The 23,693-nt window shown below is 61.4% G+C and carries 16 protein-coding genes; 14 read left to right on the forward strand and 2 right to left on the reverse strand.

All coding sequences use genetic code 11. The annotated features are described in order from the left end of the window. The first annotated feature begins 187 nt into the window (after positions 1–187). A complete protein-coding gene (locus BLU46_RS31850) occupies positions 188–2,656 on the forward strand; it encodes a UvrD-helicase domain-containing protein (protein ID WP_093209804.1) in 2,469 nt (822 codons plus the stop codon). Between the two features lie 51 nt (positions 2,657–2,707). Here BLU46_RS31850 and BLU46_RS31855 read toward each other — a convergent pair whose 3' ends face one another. Further along, positions 2,708–2,980 carry a DUF1652 domain-containing protein gene (locus tag BLU46_RS31855; protein WP_017479708.1) on the reverse strand — a complete coding sequence of 91 codons (273 nt, stop codon included), beginning with the start codon at positions 2,978–2,980 and terminating at the stop codon, positions 2,708–2,710. Positions 2,981–3,240: 260 nt separating this feature from the next. On the opposite strand from BLU46_RS31855, the gene BLU46_RS31860 reads away from it, so the two are divergent. Genes BLU46_RS31860 through BLU46_RS31875 form a run of 4 tightly spaced genes read left to right on the forward strand, consistent with a single transcriptional unit; the run spans position 3,241 to position 7,021 of the window. Then, positions 3,241–4,056 (forward strand): helix-turn-helix transcriptional regulator, encoded by an 816-nt coding sequence (locus BLU46_RS31860; protein ID WP_093209807.1) that lies wholly within the window; start codon positions 3,241–3,243, stop codon positions 4,054–4,056. 49 nt (positions 4,057–4,105) lie between these two features. Continuing rightward, positions 4,106–5,512: an NAD(P)/FAD-dependent oxidoreductase gene (locus BLU46_RS31865; RefSeq protein WP_093209809.1), complete on the forward strand. Its 1,407-nt coding sequence runs from the start codon at positions 4,106–4,108 to the stop codon at positions 5,510–5,512. A gap of 27 nt (positions 5,513–5,539) precedes the next feature. Then, positions 5,540–5,881: a cupin domain-containing protein gene (locus tag BLU46_RS31870; protein WP_003217122.1), complete on the forward strand. Its 342-nt coding sequence runs from the start codon at positions 5,540–5,542 to the stop codon at positions 5,879–5,881. A 60-nt stretch (positions 5,882–5,941) separates the two neighbouring features. Then, positions 5,942–7,021: a polyamine ABC transporter substrate-binding protein gene (locus BLU46_RS31875; protein ID WP_093209811.1), complete on the forward strand. Its 1,080-nt coding sequence runs from the start codon at positions 5,942–5,944 to the stop codon at positions 7,019–7,021. 115 nt (positions 7,022–7,136) lie between these two features. Here the strand turns inward: BLU46_RS31875 and BLU46_RS31880 are convergent, their stop codons facing one another. Next, positions 7,137–7,931 (reverse strand): helix-turn-helix transcriptional regulator, encoded by a 795-nt coding sequence (locus BLU46_RS31880; protein WP_063030352.1) that lies wholly within the window; start codon positions 7,929–7,931, stop codon positions 7,137–7,139. A 197-nt stretch (positions 7,932–8,128) separates the two neighbouring features. On the opposite strand from BLU46_RS31880, the gene BLU46_RS31885 reads away from it, so the two are divergent. From BLU46_RS31885 to BLU46_RS31925, 9 genes are all read left to right on the forward strand, one after another. Next, positions 8,129–9,493 carry an APC family permease gene (locus tag BLU46_RS31885; RefSeq protein WP_093209814.1) on the forward strand — a complete coding sequence of 455 codons (1,365 nt, stop codon included), beginning with the start codon at positions 8,129–8,131 and terminating at the stop codon, positions 9,491–9,493. A 9-nt stretch (positions 9,494–9,502) separates the two neighbouring features. Further along, positions 9,503–10,603: a DmpA family aminopeptidase gene (locus BLU46_RS31890; protein WP_093209817.1), complete on the forward strand. Its 1,101-nt coding sequence runs from the start codon at positions 9,503–9,505 to the stop codon at positions 10,601–10,603. A 364-nt stretch (positions 10,604–10,967) separates the two neighbouring features. Then, positions 10,968–12,416 carry a serralysin family metalloprotease gene (locus BLU46_RS31895; protein ID WP_003217113.1) on the forward strand — a complete coding sequence of 483 codons (1,449 nt, stop codon included), beginning with the start codon at positions 10,968–10,970 and terminating at the stop codon, positions 12,414–12,416. Positions 12,417–12,490: 74 nt separating this feature from the next. Further along, on the forward strand, positions 12,491–12,859 hold the full coding sequence (locus tag BLU46_RS31900) for an AprI/Inh family metalloprotease inhibitor (RefSeq protein WP_063030346.1): 369 nt from the start codon (positions 12,491–12,493) through the stop codon (positions 12,857–12,859). A 104-nt stretch (positions 12,860–12,963) separates the two neighbouring features. Further along, complete coding sequence (locus BLU46_RS31905; protein ID WP_093209820.1) at positions 12,964–14,715, forward strand: type I secretion system permease/ATPase; 1,752 nt, start codon at positions 12,964–12,966, stop codon at positions 14,713–14,715. Then, a complete protein-coding gene (locus BLU46_RS31910; protein WP_093209823.1) occupies positions 14,712–16,046 on the forward strand; it encodes an HlyD family type I secretion periplasmic adaptor subunit in 1,335 nt (444 codons plus the stop codon). The genes BLU46_RS31905 and BLU46_RS31910 overlap by 4 nt, the downstream gene beginning before the upstream one ends. Before the next feature lie 2 nt (positions 16,047–16,048). Next, positions 16,049–17,383, forward strand: coding sequence for a TolC family outer membrane protein (locus BLU46_RS31915; RefSeq protein WP_063030340.1), 1,335 nt, complete (start codon positions 16,049–16,051; stop codon positions 17,381–17,383). A gap of 33 nt (positions 17,384–17,416) precedes the next feature. Next, positions 17,417–20,374 carry an autotransporter serine peptidase EprS gene (gene eprS / locus BLU46_RS31920; RefSeq protein ID WP_093209826.1) on the forward strand — a complete coding sequence of 986 codons (2,958 nt, stop codon included), beginning with the start codon at positions 17,417–17,419 and terminating at the stop codon, positions 20,372–20,374. A 184-nt stretch (positions 20,375–20,558) separates the two neighbouring features. After that, positions 20,559–23,669 carry an autotransporter domain-containing protein gene (locus tag BLU46_RS31925; RefSeq protein WP_093209828.1) on the forward strand — a complete coding sequence of 1,037 codons (3,111 nt, stop codon included), beginning with the start codon at positions 20,559–20,561 and terminating at the stop codon, positions 23,667–23,669. Positions 23,670–23,693 lie beyond the last annotated feature (24 nt).

Genomic DNA, 23,693 nt, shown 5'->3' on the forward strand with positions numbered 1-23,693 from the left:
AGCAGCGCCAGATCGATAAAAAGCGTAAAAAATGCTGGATTCCTATCGAATGCTTCGATGCCGATCCTAAGGACCTGTCTTCACTTCATCGCCTAACTGCATGAGCGCAAAGCAATTGGCTGGAACTGTGGGGCATTTGCGGCGACCATAGGGCTCTTGTCCGAGTTAACGCATTGCAGGAGTCCGCGTGCCGCAACACACCCCCGATCTGCCTCCCGAACTGCGGCCACTGGCCGAAATGCCCCTATTGAAACGGCTCGCCGCCCGATTATTCGGTCACGGCCTGACGCGCCTGCGCGCCCAACACCGTTTTTCCTGGTTGCATGGCCAGGCCGACGGCTTTCGAAGTGGCCACACGGCCGGCGTGGAGTATGGCTATCAGGAAGGCAAGGCGGATGGCATCGAGGAAGGCCGGCAGGTCCTGCTGATTCGTGACTTTCGGCCGGATGAACACACCGCGCCAGGTGTCGACGACAACCTGTTCGACGATTGGCGCCTGCCACTGACCGCCGAGTTGAAAAAAAGCATCAAGGCCGACGTGGCACGCCTGCTGCCGGCCCATGCCCAGCCGAGCGCGGCCCAGTGGAAGATGATCTTCAGCGATACGCCGTCCACCTCGGTGATTGCCGGCGCCGGTGCGGGTAAATCCACCTCGCTGGTGCTGCGTATCCTGCTGCTGACCCATTACCTGGGCTTTGAGTTGAGCTCAATGACGGTGGTGACCTTCACCCGTGAGTCGCGCAAGGACTTCATCAACAAGCTCATGGAAATTCTCGCCTTGTGGGGCCAACCCCTTGGTATGAAAGAGGCGCAAGCCGTGGTGCGCACCTTTCACTCGCGCATCCTGCCAATGGTGCGCAGCCTGCCGGGCCTTGAACGGCTGCAGGCGTTTGAGAACCTCAACGTGCGCACCGAAGCGGGCTTTGATGAGGCTGACAGTAATCCCTTCGAATTGCGCATCAACGACGCCCAGCGCCAGCAACTGAATGCTTGCTACCACCAGTTGCATGGCCGGCATGCGCGCTTCCGCGAGCTGATCGCCCCGTTGGCGCGCCACGCCCTGCAACTCAAGGAGCTGGAACGGGATCATCCAGACGTACAGAAACGCGTGGCGGTGACCGAACTGGCGGCCAAGCGCGATGAAGAACTCTGTGATGTGATTGAAGACCTGTGGTTTCGCGCCGGTGCCTGGCCGATCAAAGGTATTGAGCCCAATCGCCAGACCTTCGATATCAATGGCGCGCAGTTCCACTGCCACGGCTACATTGCCGAGCTGGATGCCTGGGTAATGCTGGGCTTTGACCCTCGGGAAAATGCCCAGCTCAGTCGTCCTGGCTCCAAGCTGTCCGTGCGCGCTGAGTGGGCGGTAAAGCGAACCCTGTTTCAAGCTTTCTGCCGTAAGCCACTGATATGGATTGATAACTATGAGTCATCCAAGCGCCTTTTGAGCAGCCTGGCTGGCGACGCAACCGCGGGCCCGGGCTTCGACTACAAGGTCAAGGGTGAGCTGGGCTCGGCGCCGCTGCTGGACAGCTTTGTCGCCGCCGCCGGGTTTATCGAGAACCTCGGGCTGGATGTGCCCACCACCGTGGGCAAGATGAGCTTTGCCAAGGACGATCCGGACCGTTTGTACTTCGAAGCCCTGAGCATTTTTTGGAAAGCCCTGGAAGACCACTTGCTGGACCAGTCGCCCCCCGTGATGACCTACAACCGTATGTTCTCGCTGTTTGGCGAAAACACCCCGGAAAACCTCAAGCTCCTCAGCGACAGCCTGCTGCGGCCGATGTCGCACCTGATGATCGACGAATTTCAGGACGTATCCCCGCAGATCGTCTCGTGGATCCGGGCCAGTCTGCGGGAGATTCGCAGTCGCGGCCCGGCCATGCACGTAGGCCGTGGCGCCCAGCGGTCTTCGCTGTTGTGCGTGGGGGATGACTGGCAATCGATCTATGGCTGGCGCGGCAGTTCGCCGAAGTACTTCATGGAGTTCAACAAGGAATTCCCGTCGCCCACCACCACGCGGGTGATGCTGGGCGAGAACTACCGCAGCCATCAACACGTTATTGATGCTGCCGAACACATCGTGCGTGCCGCCCCGGCCATCAGCGGCAAGAAAGCCAAGGCCAGTGGAACCCCGAAGCCATTGGTGCCCGTCACCGTGCGTGATCGTGACGATGCGGCGCTGGGCCAGCAACTGCTGGCGCACTATCAAAAGGGTGATTCGGTATTAATGTTATATCGAAAAAGCAGCGATAAGCCATTGATACAAGAGCATATTAAGTCTGCAGTTAATCTAGATTCTAGCTTGCCGTACGGCGATCGCCGTCTGAAGCAACTGACCTATCACAGCGCCAAGGGCCTTCAAGCGGATGCGGTATTCCTGCTAGGCGACTGCCAGCACTTGACCAGTTCGCCTTACAAGAACCAGGTCTACCGCATGGCGGGCCTGGGCAAGGACGGCGACACCGAACCTTACGACAGCGCGCAAAAGGACGAAGTGCTACGCCTGGCCTACGTGGGGATTACCCGGGCGGTGAGCCATTGCTATTGGTATGTCGAGGCGCAGGATGGCCAAGGGGTGAATATGCCAAAGGCTTCGGACCGGATTGCCGCAGACAAGCCGTTTTTTGATGATCAGCGCATCAGCAAATCATAAGGGCCGACGTTGAATCACGTGGTGAGGGAGCAAGCTCCCTCGCCACACAGATCAAGCTCGTAGCGACAGCGGCGGCACAAACGACTCCAGCTCATCCTCCACGGCCTCGATGATCCGCTCCACATCAGCGGCGTTCATCACCGTGGCACAAGGAATGCCGGCAATCGCAATCAGGGTTTCTCCGCTGGCGCGGTCGAACAGGCGGGCGATCATGCTACCGGGAGCATCCATGCTCGCTTCAAAGCCCATTGGATGAAAATGCCAGCGCATCAGCTGGCAGGCGTTGGGGAATGTCACTTTGTTCATCTTGCCCACCTTGTTCATTGAGCGCTTCCTTTAGCTCGCTGCAGGGGCGCCAGGACCGTCACTGGTCCTGGCCGTCGTGAGCTTTAAAAATAGCATTCGTTCGCATCCAGCAGGGGAGTTTTTTTGCCCCGTTCAGCGGTTGTTTTCGGGAAGTTTGATGTGGGTCATGTCCTACGCGGAAATGGGCGAAAGGCCATTAGTCATAACTGTCAAATGGCCATTGAACCCGCCCGGAAAGTTGGGCAAGCTCGCAGGCTGTCCCAGCCTTAGAGCGCTCCATGCCCGACTTCATCGCGGATGACTCCCTGCAAACCCAAGCCACTGGCGAGTTGGTGCTGCGTCACCATCTGTGCTGGAAACACCGGGACTTGGATGGCGTGATGTCGTACTACCACCCGGACATCCAGTACCACGATTTCTTCCAGAACCGCGTGGTCGGTGCAGACGATCTGCGCGAGTACTTGCAAGCCAGCATGCCCCGTGGAGCGGATGAAGCGATCGAGCACACCGACCGTATCCGCGCCGACGGCGACACGGCCTTCATCCAGTACCGCATCACGTTGCGTGGCGGCCAGGGACTGGTGTCATTTCGCACCAGTGAAGCCATCACCGTGCGTGACGGCCTGATCTGGCGGGTCAACGAATACGCTTCCCTGGTGCACGAGCAGTCCGCCAGCCGCAGCGAGACCACGCGCCCAACCGTCAGCCGCCTGGGCCTGTCGCCCCAGCAACTGAGTTACATGGCCAAGGACCTGCAGCAGTACTTCGAGCGCCAGCAACCCTACCTGGACCCCGAGCTGGACCTGCAACGGGTGGCGAAGGAGTGCGGGTACAGCCGCAACCAGATCTCCTACCTGCTGAACCAGGTGCTGGGCCAAAGCTTTTACCGCTACGTCAACCAGGCGCGCCTCCAGCATTTGCTGGCCGCACTGGACAAGGCCACGCCGCCGATCCGCATCGACGAACTGGCGTTTGCCGCGGGCTTCAATTCGACGTCGGCGTTCTATAGCTGCTTCCGCCAGCACACCGGCCAGTCGCCCAAGGCCTACGTCAAACAAATTTCCCTGCGTGCACGCGCGCAAGACAGCCCCTGAGGCCAGGCTCTAGGATCACGGCCATCGAAGTGTGGTGGTGGAGCTTGGCATGCCTGCATGGCGCAATATCAGTTTATGGATGGACCAGCTGGACGAGCCGCTGGTGGCGCGTGCGTCTCTGGAGCACGACCTGGACGTCAACGTGGCCATTATCGGCGCCGGCTACACCGGGCTCTGGACCGCGTATTACCTGAAGCGCCAGGCGCCCGAGCTGAAAATCGCCATCATTGAGGCACAAACCGCCGGGTTCGGTGCCTCGGGCCGTAACGGTGGCTGGCTGATGGGCAACCTGCTGGGGGAAGACCGCCTGTTGGCCGGCTTGTCCCCCGAGCAGCGCCGGGCCTCGTTCGACCTGCTGCACGCCATTCCCGATGAAGTCGCGCAAGTGATTGAGCACGAAGGCATCGACTGCGACTACCGCAAGGGTGGCGTGCTGTATTGCGCCGCGCGTTATCCCGAACAGGAAGCCACCCTGCGGGCCTACCTGGCCAAGCTCCACGCTCAGGGCCTGACCGACGATGATTACCGTTGGCTCGGCCCGCAGCAACTGGCCGAGCAAATCCGCATCGCCAAACCCTATGGCGGCATCTATGCCCCCCACGTTGCCACGATTCACCCGGCCAAGCTGGTGCGTGGCCTGGCGCGGGTGGTGGAGCAGATGGGCGTCACGATCTACGAAAGCAGCCCGGTTACCCATTGGCAGTCCGGCAGCCTGCGCACGGCTAAAGCCTCAGTGCGCGCGTCATGGGTGGTGCCGGCGGTAGAAGGGTATGCCACCACATTGGCGCCTTTGGGCCGCTATCAGTTGCCGGTACAAAGCCTGATTGTCGCCACTGAACCGTTGCCCGCCAGCACCTGGGACGAAATCGGCCTGAACCGTGGCCAGGCCTTCGGCGAAAGCAGTCGCCAGGTCACCTACGGCCAGCGCTCGGCGGACAACCGCCTGGTGTTCGGCGCCCGTGGGGGCTATCAGTTTGCCGGCAAGTTGCGGCACAACTTCGACCTCACCGACAGCGAAGTCGAACTGCGTCGGTACCTGTTCGGTGAACTGTTCCCGCAGCTCAAGAAAGTCCGCATCACCCACGCCTGGGGCGGCAACCTCGGCATGTCCCGGCGCTTCAAGCCGCACATGCTGTGCGATCACGCAGCGGGCATCGCTTTGGCCGGTGGTTATGGCGGCGAGGGCGTAGGGGCCAGCAACCTGGGCGGGCGTACCTTGGCCGACTTGATCCTGGGGCTCGACACACCGCTGGTCACGCAGCCATGGGTGATCCAGCCGGGCCGGCTGGAGGGGCTCAAGGCCTGGGAACCGGAACCCTGCCGCTGGCTGGGCTACAACGCGATCATTCGCAGTTTTGTCCATGAGGACCAGGTGTTGGCCAACCCCAACACTGCGCCGTGGCGCCGCAAGCTGGCCAGCGGGGTTGCCGGGTTCATGGAAGGTTTCATGCACTAAGTCGTTTCAATCACCACAGGTATGAACATGAGCATTACCCAGTTCAAAGACACACTCAGCGCCCATTTGCCGGACTCTTCCCCCGTTGCCGTGCCACTGGGCACACCGGTCGCGGTGGCCTCGACCCTGAGTGTGGAACGTAGCGACGGCGTCGAAACCGGCATCTGGGAATGCACGCCCGGGCGCTGGCGCCGACAGATCAAAGCCCAGGAGTTTTGCCACTTTATCCAGGGCCGCTGCACCTTCACCCCCGACAACGGGGAGATGCTCCACATAGAAGCCGGTGACGCACTGATGTTGCCGGCCAACAGCACCGGTATCTGGGACATCCAGGAAACCGTGCGCAAGACCTATGTATTGATCCTCTGATTCTTTGATCTTTGATCGCCTGCCATAAAAACAGCCCTAAAACCGCCAGGAAATCGAACCATGAGACCCATTGCCCTGTTGCCGCTGGTATTCGTCGCCACCCTCAGCCAAGCCGCCGAGACGGTGAAGATCTACAACTGGTCGGACTACATCGCCCCCGACACCACCAAGAACTTCCAGAAAGAAACCGGGATCGGCTTCACCTACGACGTGTACGACAGCAACGAAACCCTCGACGGCAAGTTGATGACCGGCAAATCCGGCTACGACGTGGTGTTCCCCTCCAACCACTTCATGGCCCGGCAGATCCAGGGCGGGGCGTTGAAGAAGCTCGACAAGAGCGAGTTGCCCAACTGGAAGAACCTCAACCCGGTGCTGCTCAAGGCCCTGGAAAACAACGACCCGGGCAATGCCCACGGCTTCCCTTACCTGTGGGGCAGCACTGGCATCGGCTACAACATCGACAAGGTCAAGGCGGTACTCGGCGACAACGCCCCGGTAGATTCATGGGACCTGATCTTCAAACCCGAGAACATGCAGAAACTGCAGAAATGCGGCGTGGCGATCCTCGACAACGGCCCGGAGCTGCTGCCGGCGGCGCTCAACTACCTGGGCCTGCCGCACCACAGCAAGAAGGCGGAAGACTACAAAAAGGCCGAGGACCTGCTGATGAAAGTACGGCCGTACGTGGCGTACTTCCACTCCTCGAAATACACCGCCGACCTGGCCAACGGTGACATCTGCGTGGCCGTCGGCTTCTCAGGCGACATCCTCCAGGCCGAAAGCCGCGCCAAGGAAGCCAAGAACGGCGTGAACATCGGCTACAACATTCCCAAGGAAGGCGCCGCCATCTGGTTCGACATGGTCGCCATGCCCGCCGATGCCCCGGATGAGAAAGCCGGCTATGCGTTCATGAACTACCTGCTGCGCCCGGAAGTCATGGCCAGCATCACCAACTACGTGCACTACGCCAACGGCAACTCTGCGGCCGACAGCCTGGTAGACCCGGCGATCAAGAGCGACACCAAGGTGTACCCAAGCCCGGAAATGATGGGCAAGTTGTTCGCACTGGAAGCAATGCCACTGAACATCGACCGGATTCGTACGCGGGTGTGGAACACCATTCGTACCGGCCGTTGATGATCGTTCCCACGCTCCGCGTGGGAATGCATCCTGTGACGCTCCGCGTCACGACTTCAAAAGCGGACGCGGAGCGTCCAGGGCGGCGTTCCCACGCAGAGCGTGGGAACGATCATTAAGGATTCTCCAGGTCATGCCCCAACGACTGGATAAACAACGAAAACAGTTCCGGCTGCGACGAGATATCCAGCTTGGCATACAAATGCCGACGATGAACCTTGACCGTATCCGGCGAGATATTCAGCCGTTCGGCCATGGCTTTTGACGAAAACCCACGCAACACCAACCGCGCAATTTCCAACTCCCGCTCCGACAACACCCCACAGCCAAAATGACTCAGCGCATCCCGGATCTGGCTGGCCATCTCGGCAGGCGCGGCCACCCGCTGGGTACTTTGCTGCCAATGCTGTTGCATCAATGGCAGCACCCAGGCCGCCAGCGTGGTCATCAACCCCGTTTCTTCGCCGGTAAACAACCGCTGCATCCCCAACGACAGCGACAACGTCCCCGCACCCGGCAATTGCAGGATGAATTGCACCTCGTCCTCCAGCACGTTGTCGTGGAAGTAGTTGAGGAAGTATTCACTCTGGCGAAAATGATCCGGTGCCACTTCTTCAAGGCGGTACACGCCGCTGGCATACCCCTCGCGACATGCCTGGAAAAACGGGTCCAGCAGGTACAAACCATTGAGGTAAACCAGCATCGACGCCGGCTTGCTGCTCGGTTGCGCGTCGTATTCCTCCAGCGCCTGGGGCGGGCCGTCGGTGGGGTAGAAGATCGCCAGGGCATTGTCGAAGGGCACGCATTGGTGCAACAGCAGCACCAGTTGTTTCCAGAAACGTCCGGTACCGATCTGCGCGACGGTGCGGCCCAGGCCTGCGTGCATGCCGACTTCCCTGAACAGGCTCATGTGCAGCTCCACGCTAAGGATTCAGGCCGCAAGGGTTCGACTTTTGCCCGTCGGCGTCAAGGGGAGTACTCCAATAGGGGAATTGGCCGATCTACGTAGAGTGTTTAAGTTTGCCGTCAGTCAGTGGGGAACATACCCCGCGCCGCTTCACCTTTTCGTTTCTGCCTCAAACCAAGAACAATCAAGAGGATAACGATATGAGTGCTCCTTCCACGCCCGACGGCGTGCTGAAACCCACCCTGAGCGTATTCGATGTAGTGGCCATCACCGTCTCGGCGGTGACCCCGGCCAGTTCCGTGTTCGTGATTGCGCCCTTTGCCATCCAGCAGGCCGGAAGCGGGGTGTTCCTGGCTTTTGTGATGGCCGCGTTGCTCGCGCTGATGTTCGCCTTTTGCTACGCCGAACTCGGCCGCGCCCACAACAGTGCCGGCGGTGAGTACGTGTACGCCAAGCGGGTGTTCGGCGGCATGGCCGGTTATGCGACGTTCCTCACGGTATTGGTGATGTTGCTGTTTATCCCGCCGGTGCTGGCCACCGGCGCGGCGACGTACCTGAATAACGCCCTCGGCACAAAGTTCGATTCACAAACCGTGGCCCTGGTCATCGTTGTGTGCAGCTACGCCCTGGGCATCCTGAATATCAAGCTGAATGCCTGGATCACCGGCACCTGCCTGCTGTTGGAAGTGGCGGCGTTGCTGGTGATCGTATTTATCGGCTTCGGCAACCCGGTGCAGCCGGTCAGCGTGCTGCTGCAACCGCAAATCGTCGAGAACGGCGTGTTGCACCTGGCGCCCTGGGCGCTGGTGATCGGCGCGGTGGGCATTGGCCTGTTCTCCTTCAATGGCTATGGCCCGGCGGTGTTGCTGGCCGAAGACATGAAGTGCGGCGGCAAGGGCGTGCACAAGGCGGTGTTGTGGTCCCTGGGTCTGGTGGTGGTAATCGAACTGGTGCCGATTACCGCGTTGTTGATCGGTGCACCCTCCCTCAGCGCGATGATCAGCAGTCCCGATCCGATCGGCTACCTGCTGACCAGCCATGGCAATGAAACATTGTCGCGGTTGGTGAGTGCCGGGATTTTCCTGTCGGTGTTCAACGCCATTGTTGCCATCGTGATTCAGATCGGTCGGGTGGTGTTCAGCAGCGGCCGCGATGCACTGTGGACGCCGACCATCAATAAACTCTTCACCCGCATTCATCCGCGCTGGGACTCACCGTGGTTGGCTACGCTGTTCCTGGCGATCCCTTCGGCATTGCTCAGCTTCAGCTCGAACCTGGCGGACCTGACGTCCTTCAGCGTGCTGTTGATCATGCTGGTGTACCTGATCGTGGCGTTGAGCGCGCTGATGAGCCGGGTTCTGCTGCGTGACCGCGAGCATCCGTATCGCATGCCGTTGTGGCCGGTGCCGGCCTTGCTGGCGGTGCTGGGGGCCGGCTACCTGTTGGTGACCCTGGCGATTGCCGCCTCGGTTCGCGACATCATGATTATCATCGGCCTGCTGGCACTGTCGGTGATCCTATATTGCATCAGTGGCCGGTTGAGTCCGGCGTTTCAGAAATTGTAAGGAGTGGTTATGCGCGCACGTCAATTGGGCATCACGTTGGGACTGGGCACGCCCGGTGAGCTGAATGCCATCACCGACGTTCCAGGGGTTCGGGTCGGCCACAGCACGATCAAGACCCGCATCGACGGCAAACAGGTACGCACCGGCGTCACGGCAATCCAGCCCCGGGCCGGTGCCGCGCGGTTTCAACCGTGTTTTGCCGGCTACCACGTGCTCAACGGCAATGGCGACGCCACGGGTCTTGAATGGATCGCCGAGTCGGGCCTGCTGACCACGCCACTGGCGATCACCAACACCCACAGCATCGGGATTGTGCGCGACACCCTGATCGCCCTGGAGCGTGAAAGCCTGGCAGACCCAGCAGTGTACTGGTGCATGCCGGTGGTGATGGAAACCTACGACGGCTTGCTCAACGACATCTGGGGCCAGCACGTCGGCCCGGAGCATGTGCGCGAGGCGCTGGCCAGCGCCGAGTCCGGGCCGGTGGCGGAGGGCGCCGTGGGCGGCGGCACCGGGATGATCTGCCATGAGTTCAAGGGCGGGATCGGCACGGCCTCGCGGCGCCTGTCGGCGGAGCAGGGTGGCTGGACCGTCGGTGTGCTGGTACAGGCCAACCATGGCAAGCGCCAGGAGTTGCGGGTGGACGGTTACCCGGTAGGTCGGCAACTGATGGAAATTCCGTCACCGTTTGCCGATCGCGGCACCCCCGGCATGGGCTCCATTGTGGTGATCATCGCCACCGATGCGCCGTTGTTGCCCCATCAATGCCAGCGCCTGGCACAGCGCGCGTCCATTGGCATTGCGCGCACGGGCGGTGGCACCGAGGACTCCAGCGGAGACCTGTTCCTGGCGTTCGCCACCGGCAATCAGGATTTACCGGCGGCCGACTACGGGCGCAAGGGCTTGCCCCTTAGCACATCGCTGCAAATGGTCAATAACGACCACATTTCACCGTTGTTCGGCGCGGCAGCGGAAGCGGTCGAGGAAGCGATCATTAATGCGATAGTGGCCGGGGAGGACATGCTCACCGACGACGGGGTGCGCGTGCCGGGGCTGGACTCGCAAACACTCCTGCAGGCATTACGTCAAACAGGCTGGCGCGAGCAATAAATAAACTAAGTCTTGTCCCGGTAATACGGGACAAGCACTTAAATAGTGGCCATTCAATACTAACAATGACACGGTGACACTTTCTTAGTGCACCTCAAGCAATACTTTGGATCCATTCCTCATCAAATGTCTTTAGGAGTATTTAATATTTAAATAGCTGAATTTTTATAAGGCGCTATTTGCCAATGTTTGCAGGTTTTGTTCGTCGGCCCAACTTTTTCCTTGGATAAAAACCGCTGGACGAATGATTTCAGGTTGTGTCAGTTTTCTTTCGCCTTCAAAAGGGGCGAGTGATCGGACTTACTCGCCAAAGTGAGTCCGGTCGGACAAAAACTGTTCCACTTGCAAACAAGGAAGTACGTTTATGTCAAAAGTAAAAGACAAAGCTATTGTGTCGGCGGCTCAAGCAAGTACCGCCTATACGCAAATCGATAGCTTTAGCCATCAATACGACCGTGGCGGCAACCTCACGGTCAATGGCAAACCCTCGTTCACCGTTGACCAGGCCGCCGACCACCTGCTGCGTGAGAACGCCGCTTACCGGGACGTGGATGGCAACGGCAAGATCGATCTTACCTACACCTTCCTGACCTCGGCTTCCAACGCGACCATGAACAAGCATGGGATCACCGGGTTCAGCCAGTTCAACACCCAGCAGAAAGCACAGGCCGTACTGGCCATGCAATCCTGGGCTGATGTGGCCAATGTCACCTTCACCGAGAAAGCCTCGGGCGGTGACTTCCACATGACCTTCGGCAACTACAGCGGCGGCCAGGACGGCGCAGCGGCCTTTGCCTACCTGCCAGGCACCAACGCCAAGTACAACGAAAGCGGGCTTGACGGCACTTCCTGGTACCTGACCAACAACAGCTATACGCCGAACAAGACGCCGGACCTGAACAACTATGGCCGGCAGACCCTGACCCACGAAATCGGCCACACCCTGGGCCTGGACCACCCTGGCGACTACAACGCCGGGACCGGCAACCCTTCGTACAAAGACGCGGACTATGGACAGGACACGCGTGGCTACAGCGTCATGAGTTACTGGAGCGAGAGCAATACCAACCAGAACTTCAGCAAAGGCGGGGTAGAGGCTTACTCCTCCGGCCCGCTGATCGACGACATCGCCGCGATCCAGAAGCTCTACGGCGCCAACTACAACACCCGCGCCGGCGACACCACCTACGGCTTCAACTCCAACACCGGGCGTGATTTCCTCAGCGCCACTTCATCGGCCGACAAGCTGGTGTTCTCGGTGTGGGACGGTGGTGGCAACGATACCCTGGACTTCTCCGGCTTTACCCAAAACCAGAAGATCAACCTCAATGAGACCTCGTTCTCCGACGTTGGCGGTCTGGTGGGTAACGTTTCCATCGCCAAGGGCGTGACCGTAGAGAACGCCATCGGCGGTTCGGGCAACGACCTGTTGATCGGTAACGCTGCAGCCAACGTCCTCAAGGGCGGTGCCGGCAACGACATCATCTTCGGCGGCGGCGGTGCAGACCAGCTGTGGGGCGGTTCAGGCAACGACACCTTCGTGTTCGGCGCCAGCTCGGACTCCAAGCCAGGTGCGGCCGACAAGATCTTCGACTTCACTTCGGGTTCGGACAAGATCGACCTCACCGGCATCACCAAAGGTGCGGGCCTGACCTTCGTCAACGCGTTTACCGGCCACGCCGGCGACGCGGTGCTGTCCTATGCTTCGGGTACCAACCTGGGCACATTGGCAGTGGACTTCTCCGGTCACGGCGTGGCGGATTTCCTCGTCACCACCGTTGGCCAGGCAGCCGTCAGCGACATCGTGGCTTGATTCAGGTGTAAAGGAGGGTGGCGCACACGCGCCGCCCTCTGCCCTTGCATCCACCCCTTGAACGGGCGAAGGTGATGACGCTATTTCGCAGTACAGTTGCCTGGTGTCTCCAGGCGTTGCTTATGTCGGCAGGAGCCACAGCAATGGCAAGCAGTCTGGTTTTACCCACGTCCGCGCAGTTGGCCGGGCATTGGACGCTGCACCAGCAAGAGCAGGTGTGTGCGCTGGATCTGATTGAGCAAGCCAACGCCCTGGGGGGCGATGTGGAGTGCGTGGGACAATGGCTGGGTGAAGCCCCCGTTAGTTGGACGCCAACGCCCGACGGTATTTGGTTGATGAATGCCGAAGGTACCGGCATTACCCATTTGAATCGCCAGAAAGAAGGCGAATATGAAGGCCGCGTAAAATCTGGCGCGGTATTGATATTACAACGTGCACCCTAATAGTTCGTTATAACGATATAACCCGATTTTAATGTTTGCCCGCCCCTTAATGGGGCGCCTGGCAAACTATTGCGCGTCATTCGGCTCAGGGAAGATCAGGCAACATGGCGAAGACCACTCCCGTTGCACCACTATTCAAAGCACTCGGCGACTACAAAAGTATTCTGATCAGTATTGGCTGCTTCACGGCATTGATTAACGTATTGATGCTGGTGCCGTCGATTTATATGTTGCAAGTTTACGACCGCGTGCTGTCTTCACAGAACGAAACCACCCTGGTGATGTTGACGCTCATGGTGGTGGGGTTCTTCGCCTTTATCGGCGTGCTTGAGGTGATCCGCAGCTTTATCGTGATTCGCATCGGCAGCCAGTTGGAGCGGCGTTTCAACCTGCGGGTGTACAAGGCCGCCTTCGAGCGCAACCTGCAACGGGGCGAAGGTCATGGCGGGCAATCCCTGGGGGATCTGACCCACATCCGCCAATTCATCACGGGGCCGGCGCTGTTCGCGTTTTTCGATGCGCCGTGGTTTCCGATCTACCTGTTTGTGATCTTCCTGTTCAACGTCTGGCTGGGTGTCTTGGCCAGCGCCGGTGCAGTGCTGCTGATTGCCCTGGCGTGCCTCAACGAATACCTGACCAAAAAGCCCCTGGGTGAAGCCAGCGGGTTTTCCCAGCAATCCACCCAGTTGGCCACCAGCCACCTGCACAACGCCGAAACCATCCAGGCCATGGGCATGCTCGGCGCATTGCGCAAACGCTGGTTCAAGGTGCATTCGCAGTTTCTGGGTTTGCAGAACAAGGCCAGTGACACCGGGTCGATCATCAGTTCCCTGAGCAAATCCCTGCGCCTGTGCCTGCAATCGTTGGTGCTGGGCCTCGGGGCGTTGCTGGTGATCAAGGGCGACATGACGGCAGGAATGATGATCGCCGGTTCGATCCTGATGGGCCGGGTGTTGAGCCCCATCGACCAGTTGATCGCCGTGTGGAAGCAATGGAGTTCGGCCAAGCTGGCTTATCAGCGCCTGGATAACCTGATGCGCGAATTTCCGCCCCAGGGTGAGCAGATGGCCTTGCCGGCGCCGAAGGGCAATGTCAGTTTCCAGCAGGTCAGCGCGGGCCCGCCGGGGCGGCGTGTACCGACCTTGCATCAGGTCAGCTTCAACCTGACGGCGGGTGAAGTGCTCGGCGTGCTGGGTGCTTCCGGCTCCGGCAAGTCGACCCTGGCCCGGGTGCTGGTGGGCGTGTGGCCAACCCTGGCGGGCACCGTGCGCCTGGACGGTGCCGACATCCATCGCTGGGACCGCGACCACCTCGGCCCGCATATTGGCTACCTGCCTCAGGACATCGAACTGTTCAGCGGCAGCATCGCTGACAACATCGCACGCTTTCGCGAAGCCGATCCGGAGTTGGTGGTACAGGCCGCCGAACAAGCGGGCGTGCACGAATTGATTCTGCGTTTGCCCCACGGCTACGACACGGTGCTCGGTGACGAGGGCAGCGGCCTGTCCGGTGGCCAGAAACAACGGGTCGCCCTGGCCCGTGCGCTGTACGGCGGCCCGCGCCTGATCGTGCTCGACGAGCCCAATTCCAACCTCGACACCGTGGGCGAAGCCGCCCTGGCCAGCGCGATCATGCAGATGAAGGCCCAGGGCAGCACGGTGGTGCTGGTGACTCACCGTTCCTCGGCGTTGGCCCAGGCCGACAAGCTGCTTGTGCTTAACGAAGGCCGTTTGCAGGCATTTGGTCCGAGCCAGGACGTGCTGCGGGCGCTGTCCGGCCAGCAGGAAGCACCGCGAGAAAAGGCCGGGGTCAGCCTCAGCCGTCAGTATCAAGCCGGAAGGAATCCAGGCGCATGAGCAGCGACAACAGCATTCAAATCAACCGCGATTACGAACAGACTCACCCCGAACACAACGCGCGCTTCTTTGCCCGCATGGGCTGGCTGCTGACGGTGGTTGGCGCCGGCGGGTTTTTCCTCTGGGCCAGCCTGGCACCGCTGGACCAGGGGATTCCGGTGCAAGGCACGGTGGTGGTGTCGGGTAAGCGCAAGGCGGTACAAACCCTCAGCCCCGGCGTGGTCAGCCGAATCCTGGTGCGTGAAGGCGAGGCGGTGAAGCAGGGCCAACCCCTGTTCCGCCTCGACCAGACGCAAAACCAGGCTGACGTGCACTCCCTGCAAGCCCAATACCGCATGGCCTGGGCCAGCGTGGCGCGGTGGCAGAGCGAGCGGGATAACCAGTCGACGATTACCTTTCCGGCGGAGCTGAGCGGCAACCCTGATCAAGCCCTGGCATTGGTGCTCGAAGGCCAGCGCCAACTGTTCAGCAGTCGCCGTGAAGCCTTTGCCCGGGAACAGGCGGGGATTCGCGCGAGTATCGAAGGCGCCACCGCACAGCTCAACGGCATGCGCCGCGCCCGCAGCGACCTGACCGCCCAGGCGCAATCCCTGCGTGACCAACTGAATAACCTGCAACCCCTGGCCGACAACGGCTACATCCCGCGCAACAGGCTGATGGAGTACCAGCGTCAACTCTCCCAGGTGCAACAGGACCTGGCGCAGAACACCGGGGAAAGCGGCCGGGTGGAGCAGGGCATCCTCGAGTCGCGCCTCAAGTTGCAGCAGCACAGCGAGGAATATCAGAAGGAAGTCCGCAGCCAACTGGCCGATGCGCAATTGCGCAGCCTGACCCTGGAGCAGCAACTGACCTCCGCTGGTTTCGACCTGCAGCACAGCGAAATCAATGCGCCCGCCGACGGCATCGCCGTCAACCTGGGCGTGCACACCGAAGGCGCTGTGGTGCGTGCCGGTGAAACCCTGTTGGAAATCGTGCCCCAGGACACCCGCCTGGAAGTGGAAGGTCGCTTGCCGGTGCATCTGGTGGACAAGGTCGGCGCCCACTTGCCGGTGGACATCCTCTTCACCGCCTTCAACCAGAGCCGCACGCCCCGAGTGCCGGGGGAGGTGAGCCTGATCTCCGCCGACCAGATGCTCGACGAAAAAACCGGCATGCCGTACTACGTGTTGCGCACCGTCGTCAGCAGCAACGCCCTGGAAAAACTCCATGGCCTGGTGATCAAGCCGGGGATGCCCGCCGAGATGTTCATCCGCACCGGCGAACGCTCCTTGCTCAATTACCTGTTCAAGCCGCTGCTGGACCGCGCCGGCTCGGCATTGACCGAGGAATGAGCATGAAGCCGATGTTCATCGCCTTGTTACTCGCGTGCAGCAGCGCCCAGGCCGCCATGGGGCCGTTCGATGTCTACGAGCAGGCCCTGCGCAATGACCCGGTATTCCTCGGCGCCATCAAGGAGCGCGACGCCGGCCTGGAGAACCGCACCATCGGCCGCGCCGGCCTGCTGCCCAAGCTGTCGTACAACTACAACAAGGGCCGCAACAACTCCCAGGCCACCTTGCCCGACGGGCGCGGCGGCAATTATCACGATGACCGCAACTACAACAGCTACGGCTCCACCTTCACCCTGCAACAGCCACTGTTCGACTATGAGGCCTATGCCAACTACCGCAAGGGCGTGGCCCAGGCGCTGTTTGCCGACGAGAGTTTTCGCGACAAAAGCCAGGCGCTGCTGGTGCGGGTGCTGACCTATTACACCCAGGCATTGTTCGCCCAAGACCAGATCGACATTGCCCGCGCGAAGAAAAAAGCCTACGAGCAGCAGTTCCAGCAGAACCAGCACCTGTTCCAGCAGGGAGAGGGCACGCGCACCGACATTCTGGAAGCGGAATCGCGCTATGAGCTGGCGACTGCCGAGGAAATCCAGGCGCTGGATGAGCAAGACGCGTCGCTGCGGGAGCTTGGCGCATTGATAGGTGTGCAGAGCGTCAACATCAATGACTTGGCGCCGTTGAACCCGGGATTTGCCGCCTTCACCCTGACCCCGGCCAACTACGACACCTGGCACGAACTGGCGCTGACCAACAACCCCAACCTGGCCTCGCAACGCCAGTCCGTAGAAGTGGCGCGTTATGAAGTGGAGCGCAACCGCTCGGGGCACCTGCCACGTATCACGGCCTATGCCAGCTCCCGCCAGCAGGAATCCGACAGCGGCAACACCTACAACCAACGCTATGACACCAACACCATCGGCATCGAAGTCAGCATGCCGTTGTATGCCGGTGGTGGCGTCTCGGCGTCCACCCGCCAGGCCAGCCGCGCCATGGAGCAGGCCGAGTACGAACTGGAAGGCAAGACCCGCGAAACCCTGATCGAACTGCGGCGCCAGTTCAGCGCTTGCCTGTCGGGCGTCAGCAAACTGCGGGCGTATCAAAAGGCGCTGACTTCGGCTGAAGCGCTGGTGGTCTCCACCAAGCAAAGCATCCTCGGCGGCGAGCGGGTCAACCTCGATGCGCTGAACGCCGAGCAGCAGCTGTACAGCACCCGCCGCGACCTGGCCCAGGCGCGGTACGACTACCTCATGGCCTGGACCAAATTGCATTACTACGCGGGCAACTTGCGCGACACCGACCTGGCCAAGGTGGATGAGGCGTTTGGCCCCGAACATTAAGCACACCCATAAAAACAACAAGGGATGGTTTAAATGATCACTGATTCACCTCGCTTCAAACCCTTCACCGCAGGCTCCTTGCTGCTGCTGTCAGTGGCAGCCCACGGGCAGTACATCGAAACCGGCAAAGCGGGCGACCCCGCCAGTTGGCGCTCCGCCGAGTTCCAGAGTGACTGGGGCCTGGACCGGATGAAAGCCAACGAGGCCTACGCGAGCGGCATCACCGGCAGTGGCGTGAAGATCGGCGCCCTCGACTCGGGTTTCGACCCCAACCATCCCGAAGCCTCCAAGGACCGCTATCACGCGGTCACCGCCAGCGGCACTTACGTCGATGGCAGCCCGTTCAGCACCACCGGCGCGCTCAACCCCAACAATGACTCCCATGGCACCCACGTCACCGGCACCATGGGTGCGGCCCGTGATGGCGTGGGCATGCACGGCGTGGCGTACAACGCGCAGATCTACGTCGGTAACACCAACGCCAATGACAGCTTCCTGTTTGGCCCCACGCCGGATCCCAAGTACTTCAAGGCGGTGTACAGCGCTCTGGTGGATTCCGGCGTGCGCGCGATCAACAACAGCTGGGGCAGCCAGCCCAAGGGTGTCAGCTACCAGACCCTGGGCGACCTGCATGCTGCCTATGCCCAGCATTACAACCGGAACACCTGGCTGGATGCTGCTGCGGATGTGGCCAAGGCCGGGGTGATCAACGTGTTCAGCGCCGGTAACAGCGGCTACGCCAACGCCAGCGTGCGTTCGGCCTTGCCGTATTTCCAGCCGGAACTGGAGGGCCACTGGCTGGCGGTGTCGGGGCTGGACAAGGCGAATAACCAGAAATACAACCAGTGCGGCATCGCCAAGTACTGGTGCATTTCCACCCCCGGGGCGTTGATCAACAGCACCGTTCCCGACGGCGGTTATGGGGTGAAATCCGGCACCTCGATGTCGGCGCCCCATGCCACGGGCGCATTGGCACTGGTGATGGAACGCTACCCGTACCTGAACAACGAACAGGCCTTGCAGGTGCTGTTGACCACCGCCACTCAGCTCAATGGCGCGGTCACGGATGCACCGACCACCCAGGTCGGCTGGGGCGTGCCGGACCTTGGCCGGGCGATGCACGGGCCCGGGCAATTGCTCGGGCCGATGAATGTCACGTTGGCGGCCGGGCAGGGCGATGTGTGGAGCAATGCGATCTCCGACAAGGCGCTGATCCAGCGTCAGGCCGAAGACAGCGCCGAAACCCTGGCCTGGCAGCAAACCCTGCACGACAAGGGCTGGGAAAACGGCGTGGGCGCCGGCGCGAGTCAGCAGGATCAGACGGACTATGCCGTTGGCACCGCTCGGGCGGCAGCCGCGGCCCAGCGTATCTATGAAGGCAGCCTGACCAAGTCCGGCGCGGGCAGCCTAGTGCTGAGTGGGGATAACACCTACCGTGGCCCGACCACCGTGAATGGCGGTCGGTTGGCGGTGAATGGTTCACTGACGTCGGCAGTGACGGTCAATGACAGCGGCACACTGGGTGGCTCCGGCCGTATCGCGGCGTTGCAAGTGAACAACGGCGGCACCGTGGCGCCGGGCAATTCCGTGGGTACCTTGCAGGTAGCCGGGGACGTGAACCTCGCCGCCGGTTCCACCTATGCGGTCGAACTCACCCCCACCAGCAGCGACCAGATTGTCGCCACCGGCAAGGCAATCCTCGGCGGCGGCACGGTGACCCTGGCCCTGGAAAACAGCCCGACGCTGCTCAGCCAGCAACAGGCCGAGAGCCTGCTGGGGCGTCAGTACAACATCCTCCAGGCGGCGGGCGGGATCCAGGGTCAGTTCGGTGCGGTATTGCCCAACTACCTGTTCCTCGGCGGCACCCTCGACTATGCCGCCAACGGCGTGCAACTGGACATTGCTCGCAGTGATGCGAGCTTTGCCAGTGTCGGCGCCAATCGTAACCAGCGTTCGGTGGCGGCGGCTGCCGAGCAACTGGGCGCGGGCAACCCGGTGTACGAAAGCATCCTGCGTTCGGACTCCGTGGCCGCCGCGCAACAAGGCTTCCAGCAACTGTCGGGGGAAATCTATCCGGCCATCGACACCATGCTGATCAACGATAGTCGCCAACTACGTGATGCCGTCGGCGAGCGCCTGCGCCATACGCCGGTTACCGGTGAAAGCAATGTGTGGGTCAAGGCGCTCGGCAGTTGGGGCAAGACCGACAGCCGCAGCGACACGGCGGGCTACACCACCTCACTGGGTGGCATGCTGGCGGGTGTCGACGGCGCCCTGGACGAGCAGACCCGCGCCGGTCTCGTGGCCGGTTACAGCGACAGCTCGCTGAACATGGGCAGCGGCACTCATTCCTCGGCGTCCATCGACAGCTACCACCTCGGCGCCTATGCCGGGCATGAGCTGGGCAACTGGCGCCTGAGCGTCGGCGGCGCCTACAGCTGGCATCGCGGCGACGTGAAACGTGACTTGCAGTACGGCGAAGTCAGCGGCAAGCAGAAGACCAAGCTGGATGCGCGCAGCGCTCAGGTCTTTACCGAAGCGGCCTACCGCTTGAACTTGCCCTCGGTGGCGCTGGAGCCGTTCGCCAACCTGGCTTACGTGCACCTGGACAACGAACGCTTTCACGAGAAAGGCGACGCTGCCGCGCTGGAGCGTGGCAGTGACAGCCGCGATGCAGTGCTGAGCACCCTGGGCCTACGGGCATCGAAAACCTTGCCCCTCAATGACCGGCAGCAACTGGACGTTTCCGGCTCGTTGGGCTGGCAGCACAGCCTGAGTGCCGTTGAATCCGAAGAGCACCTGGCGTTTGTCGCCGGTGGGCCGTCGTTCGCGGTGCAAAGCTCGCCGTTAATGCGCGATGCAGCGCTGGTGGGTGTCCAGGCCAGCCTGGCGTTGAGCAAAAGCACACGGGTCAACCTCGACTACACGGGCCAACTGGCTGGCCGGGAAAAAATCCAGGGCGTGGGGTTGAGTCTGAACTGGCAATTCTGAGCAGGATCCTGAGGCCGAAGGAGGTCAACTGTGGGAGCGGGCTTGCTCACGAATGCGGTGTGTCAGTCGACGCACCTGTAACTGAGCCACCGCATTCGCGAGCAAGCCCGCTCCCACATTGGGTCGGCGGCGCCTGGGAGAAACGTGATTTATACAAGTGCAATAAAAACTAAGGAAGGTCACCGTGAAAAAAACAAAACGAGGGTTTCAATCCGCCATCCCAACAGGCCCGGGCTACCCGCTCAAGGCCCTGAGCTGCGTGCCATACGGCGCGTTGCTGTGTTGCCTGGCCAGCCTGGGTACCGCCCAGGCCGCACCCTACGTGGAAAGCGGAAAACCGGGGGATGCTGCCAGCTGGCGCAGCAATGAATTCAAAGCCGATTGGGGGCTCGGCGCCGTGCATGCAGACGCTGCTTACGCCGCCGGCTACACCGGCAAGGGCGTGAAGCTGGGGATCTTCGATCAGCCGGTGTATGCCCAGCATCCGGAATTCGCCAGCCCCGGCAAAGTGGTCACAATCGTGACCGAAGGCATTCGCCAATACACCGACCCGTACATCCCGGTGAAGGCCGGGGACGCGTTCCGCTACGACGGCACACCCTCCCTGGGCTCCAACGGCAAACTCGGCAATCACGGGACACACGTGGGCGGGATTGCCGCAGGTAACCGTGACGGCGGGCCGATGCATGGCGTGGCGTTCGACGCGCAGATCATCAGTGCCGAAAACGGTGACCCGGGCCCCGAAGACGGGATCATCCTGGGCAACGACGGCGCGGTCTACAAAGCCGGTTGGGATGCCCTGGTGGCCAGCGGCGCACGCATCATCAACAACAGCTGGGGTATCGGCATCGGTGACCAGTACGCCAAGGGCGGGCGCGATCCGGCGTTCCCCAACTTCACGGTCAATGAAGCCCAGGCGCAGTTCAATAACATCCGGCCGATCCTTGGCACGATCGCAGGCGGCGCTTATCAAGGCGCCATCGATGCCGCCCGCAGCGGCGTGCTGACGATCTTTGCCGCCGGCAACGACTACAACCGCAATAACCCGGACGCGATCTCGGGCCTCGCGTACTTCGTGCCGGAGATCGCGCCCAACTGGCTGTCGGTAGCGGCGCTGCAACAGAACCCCGACACCGCCAGTTCCGACCCGTACGTGATCAGTACTTTTTCCTCGCGCTGCGGTTATGCCGCCAGCTTCTGCGTCGCGGCGCCCGGCACCAAGATCTACAGCTCGGTGATCAACGGCACCACCCTGGAAAACCTGACCACCGACTACGCCAACTTCAACGGCACCTCCATGGCCGCGCCTCATGTGGCCGGCAGTGCGGCGGTGCTGATGGAGCGCTTCCCGTACATGAGTGGCGACCAGATTTCCACGCTGCTGAAAACCACCGCGACCGACCTCGGCGCACCGGGCATCGACTCGCTGTACGGCTGGGGCATGATCAACCTGGGCAAGGCCATCAACGGCCCGGGGATGTTTGTGACGGCTGAGGATATCCCGGCCGAATTTCGTATCGACGGGGCCTACGGCTCCGGTCAATTCGTCGCGGACCTGCCAGGGATTGGCGCCGTGGTGGATGCCGGCAAACCGACCCAGCGCCTGTGCACCGACGTGCATTGCGGGCTGGATGTGTGGAGCAACGACATCGCCGGGCATGGCGGTCTGACCAAGCAGGGCATTGGTGCGCTGGTGCTGACCGGCACCAACACCTACAGCGGCCCGACCCTGGTCAACCAAGGGTTGCTGGCAATCAATGGTTCGATCACCTCTGACGTCACCGTCAGCAACAGCGGTGTAGTGGGCGGTTCAGGGCGCATTGGTTCGCTGACGGCGAACAGCGGCGGTACCGTGGCGCCGGGTAACTCCATCGGCACGCTGAATGTGGCCGGTGATGTGAGCTTTGCGGCGGGCTCCACTTACGCGGTGGAGCTGTCGCAAACCAGCAGTGACCGCATCGTCGCCAGTGGCAAGGCCACCCTCAGCGGCGGCACGGTGACCCTGGCCCTGGAAAACAGCCCGACGCTGCTGACTCAGACCCAGGCCGAAAGCCTGATCGGTCGCCAATACAACATCCTGCAGGCCGCAGGCGGGATCACCGGCAGCTTCGGTTCGGTGCTGCCTAACTACCTGTTTATCGGCGGCACCTTGAACTACGCCGCCAACGGCGTGCAACTGGATGTGGGGCGCAATGCCAACACCTTTGCCAGTGTGGCGGCCACGCCGAACCAACGGTCGGTGGCAACCGCCGCCGAGCAATTGGGCGCGGGCAACGCCGTCTATGAAAGCCTGTTACTGGCGCCGAATGCAGCCTCGGCCCAAGGCGCGTTCCAGCAGCTGTCCGGGGAAATCTACCCGGCGCTGGAAACCGCATTGGTCAATGACAACCGCTACCTGCGCGAAGCCGTGGGCGAGCGTTTGCAGCAAGGGGAAATGGGCGCATCGAGCCAGACCGTCGACAGCCGTGGCAACGTCTGGGTCAAGGCGCTGGGCGCCTGGGGCAAGACCAACAGCGGCAGCGATACGGCGGGCTACACCACCTCCATCGGCGGCATGCTGGCGGGTGTGGACGGCGCGCTGGATGAAGACACCCGCGTGGGCCTGGTGGCGGGGTACAGCGACACGTCGCTGAACATGGGCAGCGACACCCATTCCCGGGCGTCGGTAGACAGCTATCACTTGGGCGCGTACGCCGGGCATGAAATCGGTGCCTTGCGTTTGAGCGGCGGGGCGACCTACAGCTGGCACCGCGCCGATGTGAAGCGTGAGCTGCAATACGGCGAAGTCGCCGGCAAGCAGAAAGCCAAGGTGGATGCCCGCAGCACTCAGGTATTTACCGAAGCGGCGTATCGCTTGAACCTGCAACCCCTGGCCCTGGAACCGTTTGCCAACCTGGCGTATGTGCATCTGGATGCCGACGGGTTTACCGAAAAGGGTGATGCGGCGGCCTTGAAGGGCCGGGATGACAGCCGCGATGTGGTGTTGAGTACCCTGGGTGCTCGAGCACTGAAAACCTTGAATATCAACGACCATCAGCAACTGGAGCTTTCCGGCACCCTGGGCTGGCAGCACAACCTGAGCAGCGTCGACTCCGAGCGCAACCTGGCGTTTGCCTCGGGCGGCCCGTCGTTCTCGGTGGAGAGCTCGTCGATGGTGCGTGATGCGGCATTGGTGGGCGCGCGGGTCAGCCTGGCGCTGAGCAAGGATGCGAAGGTGAATCTGGATTACAACGGCCTGCTGGCCAGCAAAGAGAAAGTCCATGGGGTGGGTTTGAGCCTGGACTGGGCTTTCTAAACACCACCGTTGGAAATGTGGGAG

Origin of the sequence: Pseudomonas yamanorum (assembly GCF_900105735.1) — a bacterium.
In the GTDB taxonomy this organism is placed as follows: Bacteria; Pseudomonadota; Gammaproteobacteria; order Pseudomonadales; family Pseudomonadaceae; genus Aquipseudomonas; species Aquipseudomonas yamanorum.

Excerpts from the sequence above, each read along its gene's own strand:
- BLU46_RS31855 (WP_017479708.1), bottom strand. The coding sequence starts at position 2,980 with ATGAACAAGGTGGGCAAGATGAACAAAGTGACATTCCCCAACGCCTGC.
- BLU46_RS31870 (WP_003217122.1), top strand. The coding sequence starts at position 5,540 with ATGAGCATTACCCAGTTCAAAGACACACTCAGCGCCCATTTGCCGGAC.
- BLU46_RS31860 (WP_093209807.1), top strand. The coding sequence starts at position 3,241 with ATGCCCGACTTCATCGCGGATGACTCCCTGCAAACCCAAGCCACTGGC.
- BLU46_RS31915 (WP_063030340.1), top strand. The coding sequence starts at position 16,049 with ATGAAGCCGATGTTCATCGCCTTGTTACTCGCGTGCAGCAGCGCCCAG.
- BLU46_RS31905 (WP_093209820.1), top strand. The coding sequence starts at position 12,964 with ATGGCGAAGACCACTCCCGTTGCACCACTATTCAAAGCACTCGGCGAC.
- BLU46_RS31875 (WP_093209811.1), top strand. The coding sequence starts at position 5,942 with ATGAGACCCATTGCCCTGTTGCCGCTGGTATTCGTCGCCACCCTCAGC.
- BLU46_RS31880 (WP_063030352.1), bottom strand. The coding sequence starts at position 7,931 with ATGAGCCTGTTCAGGGAAGTCGGCATGCACGCAGGCCTGGGCCGCACC.
- BLU46_RS31865 (WP_093209809.1), top strand. The coding sequence starts at position 4,106 with ATGCCTGCATGGCGCAATATCAGTTTATGGATGGACCAGCTGGACGAG.
- BLU46_RS31900 (WP_063030346.1), top strand. The coding sequence starts at position 12,491 with ATGACGCTATTTCGCAGTACAGTTGCCTGGTGTCTCCAGGCGTTGCTT.
- eprS (WP_093209826.1), top strand. The coding sequence starts at position 17,417 with ATGATCACTGATTCACCTCGCTTCAAACCCTTCACCGCAGGCTCCTTG.
- BLU46_RS31885 (WP_093209814.1), top strand. The coding sequence starts at position 8,129 with ATGAGTGCTCCTTCCACGCCCGACGGCGTGCTGAAACCCACCCTGAGC.
- BLU46_RS31895 (WP_003217113.1), top strand. The coding sequence starts at position 10,968 with ATGTCAAAAGTAAAAGACAAAGCTATTGTGTCGGCGGCTCAAGCAAGT.
- BLU46_RS31910 (WP_093209823.1), top strand. The coding sequence starts at position 14,712 with ATGAGCAGCGACAACAGCATTCAAATCAACCGCGATTACGAACAGACT.
- BLU46_RS31890 (WP_093209817.1), top strand. The coding sequence starts at position 9,503 with ATGCGCGCACGTCAATTGGGCATCACGTTGGGACTGGGCACGCCCGGT.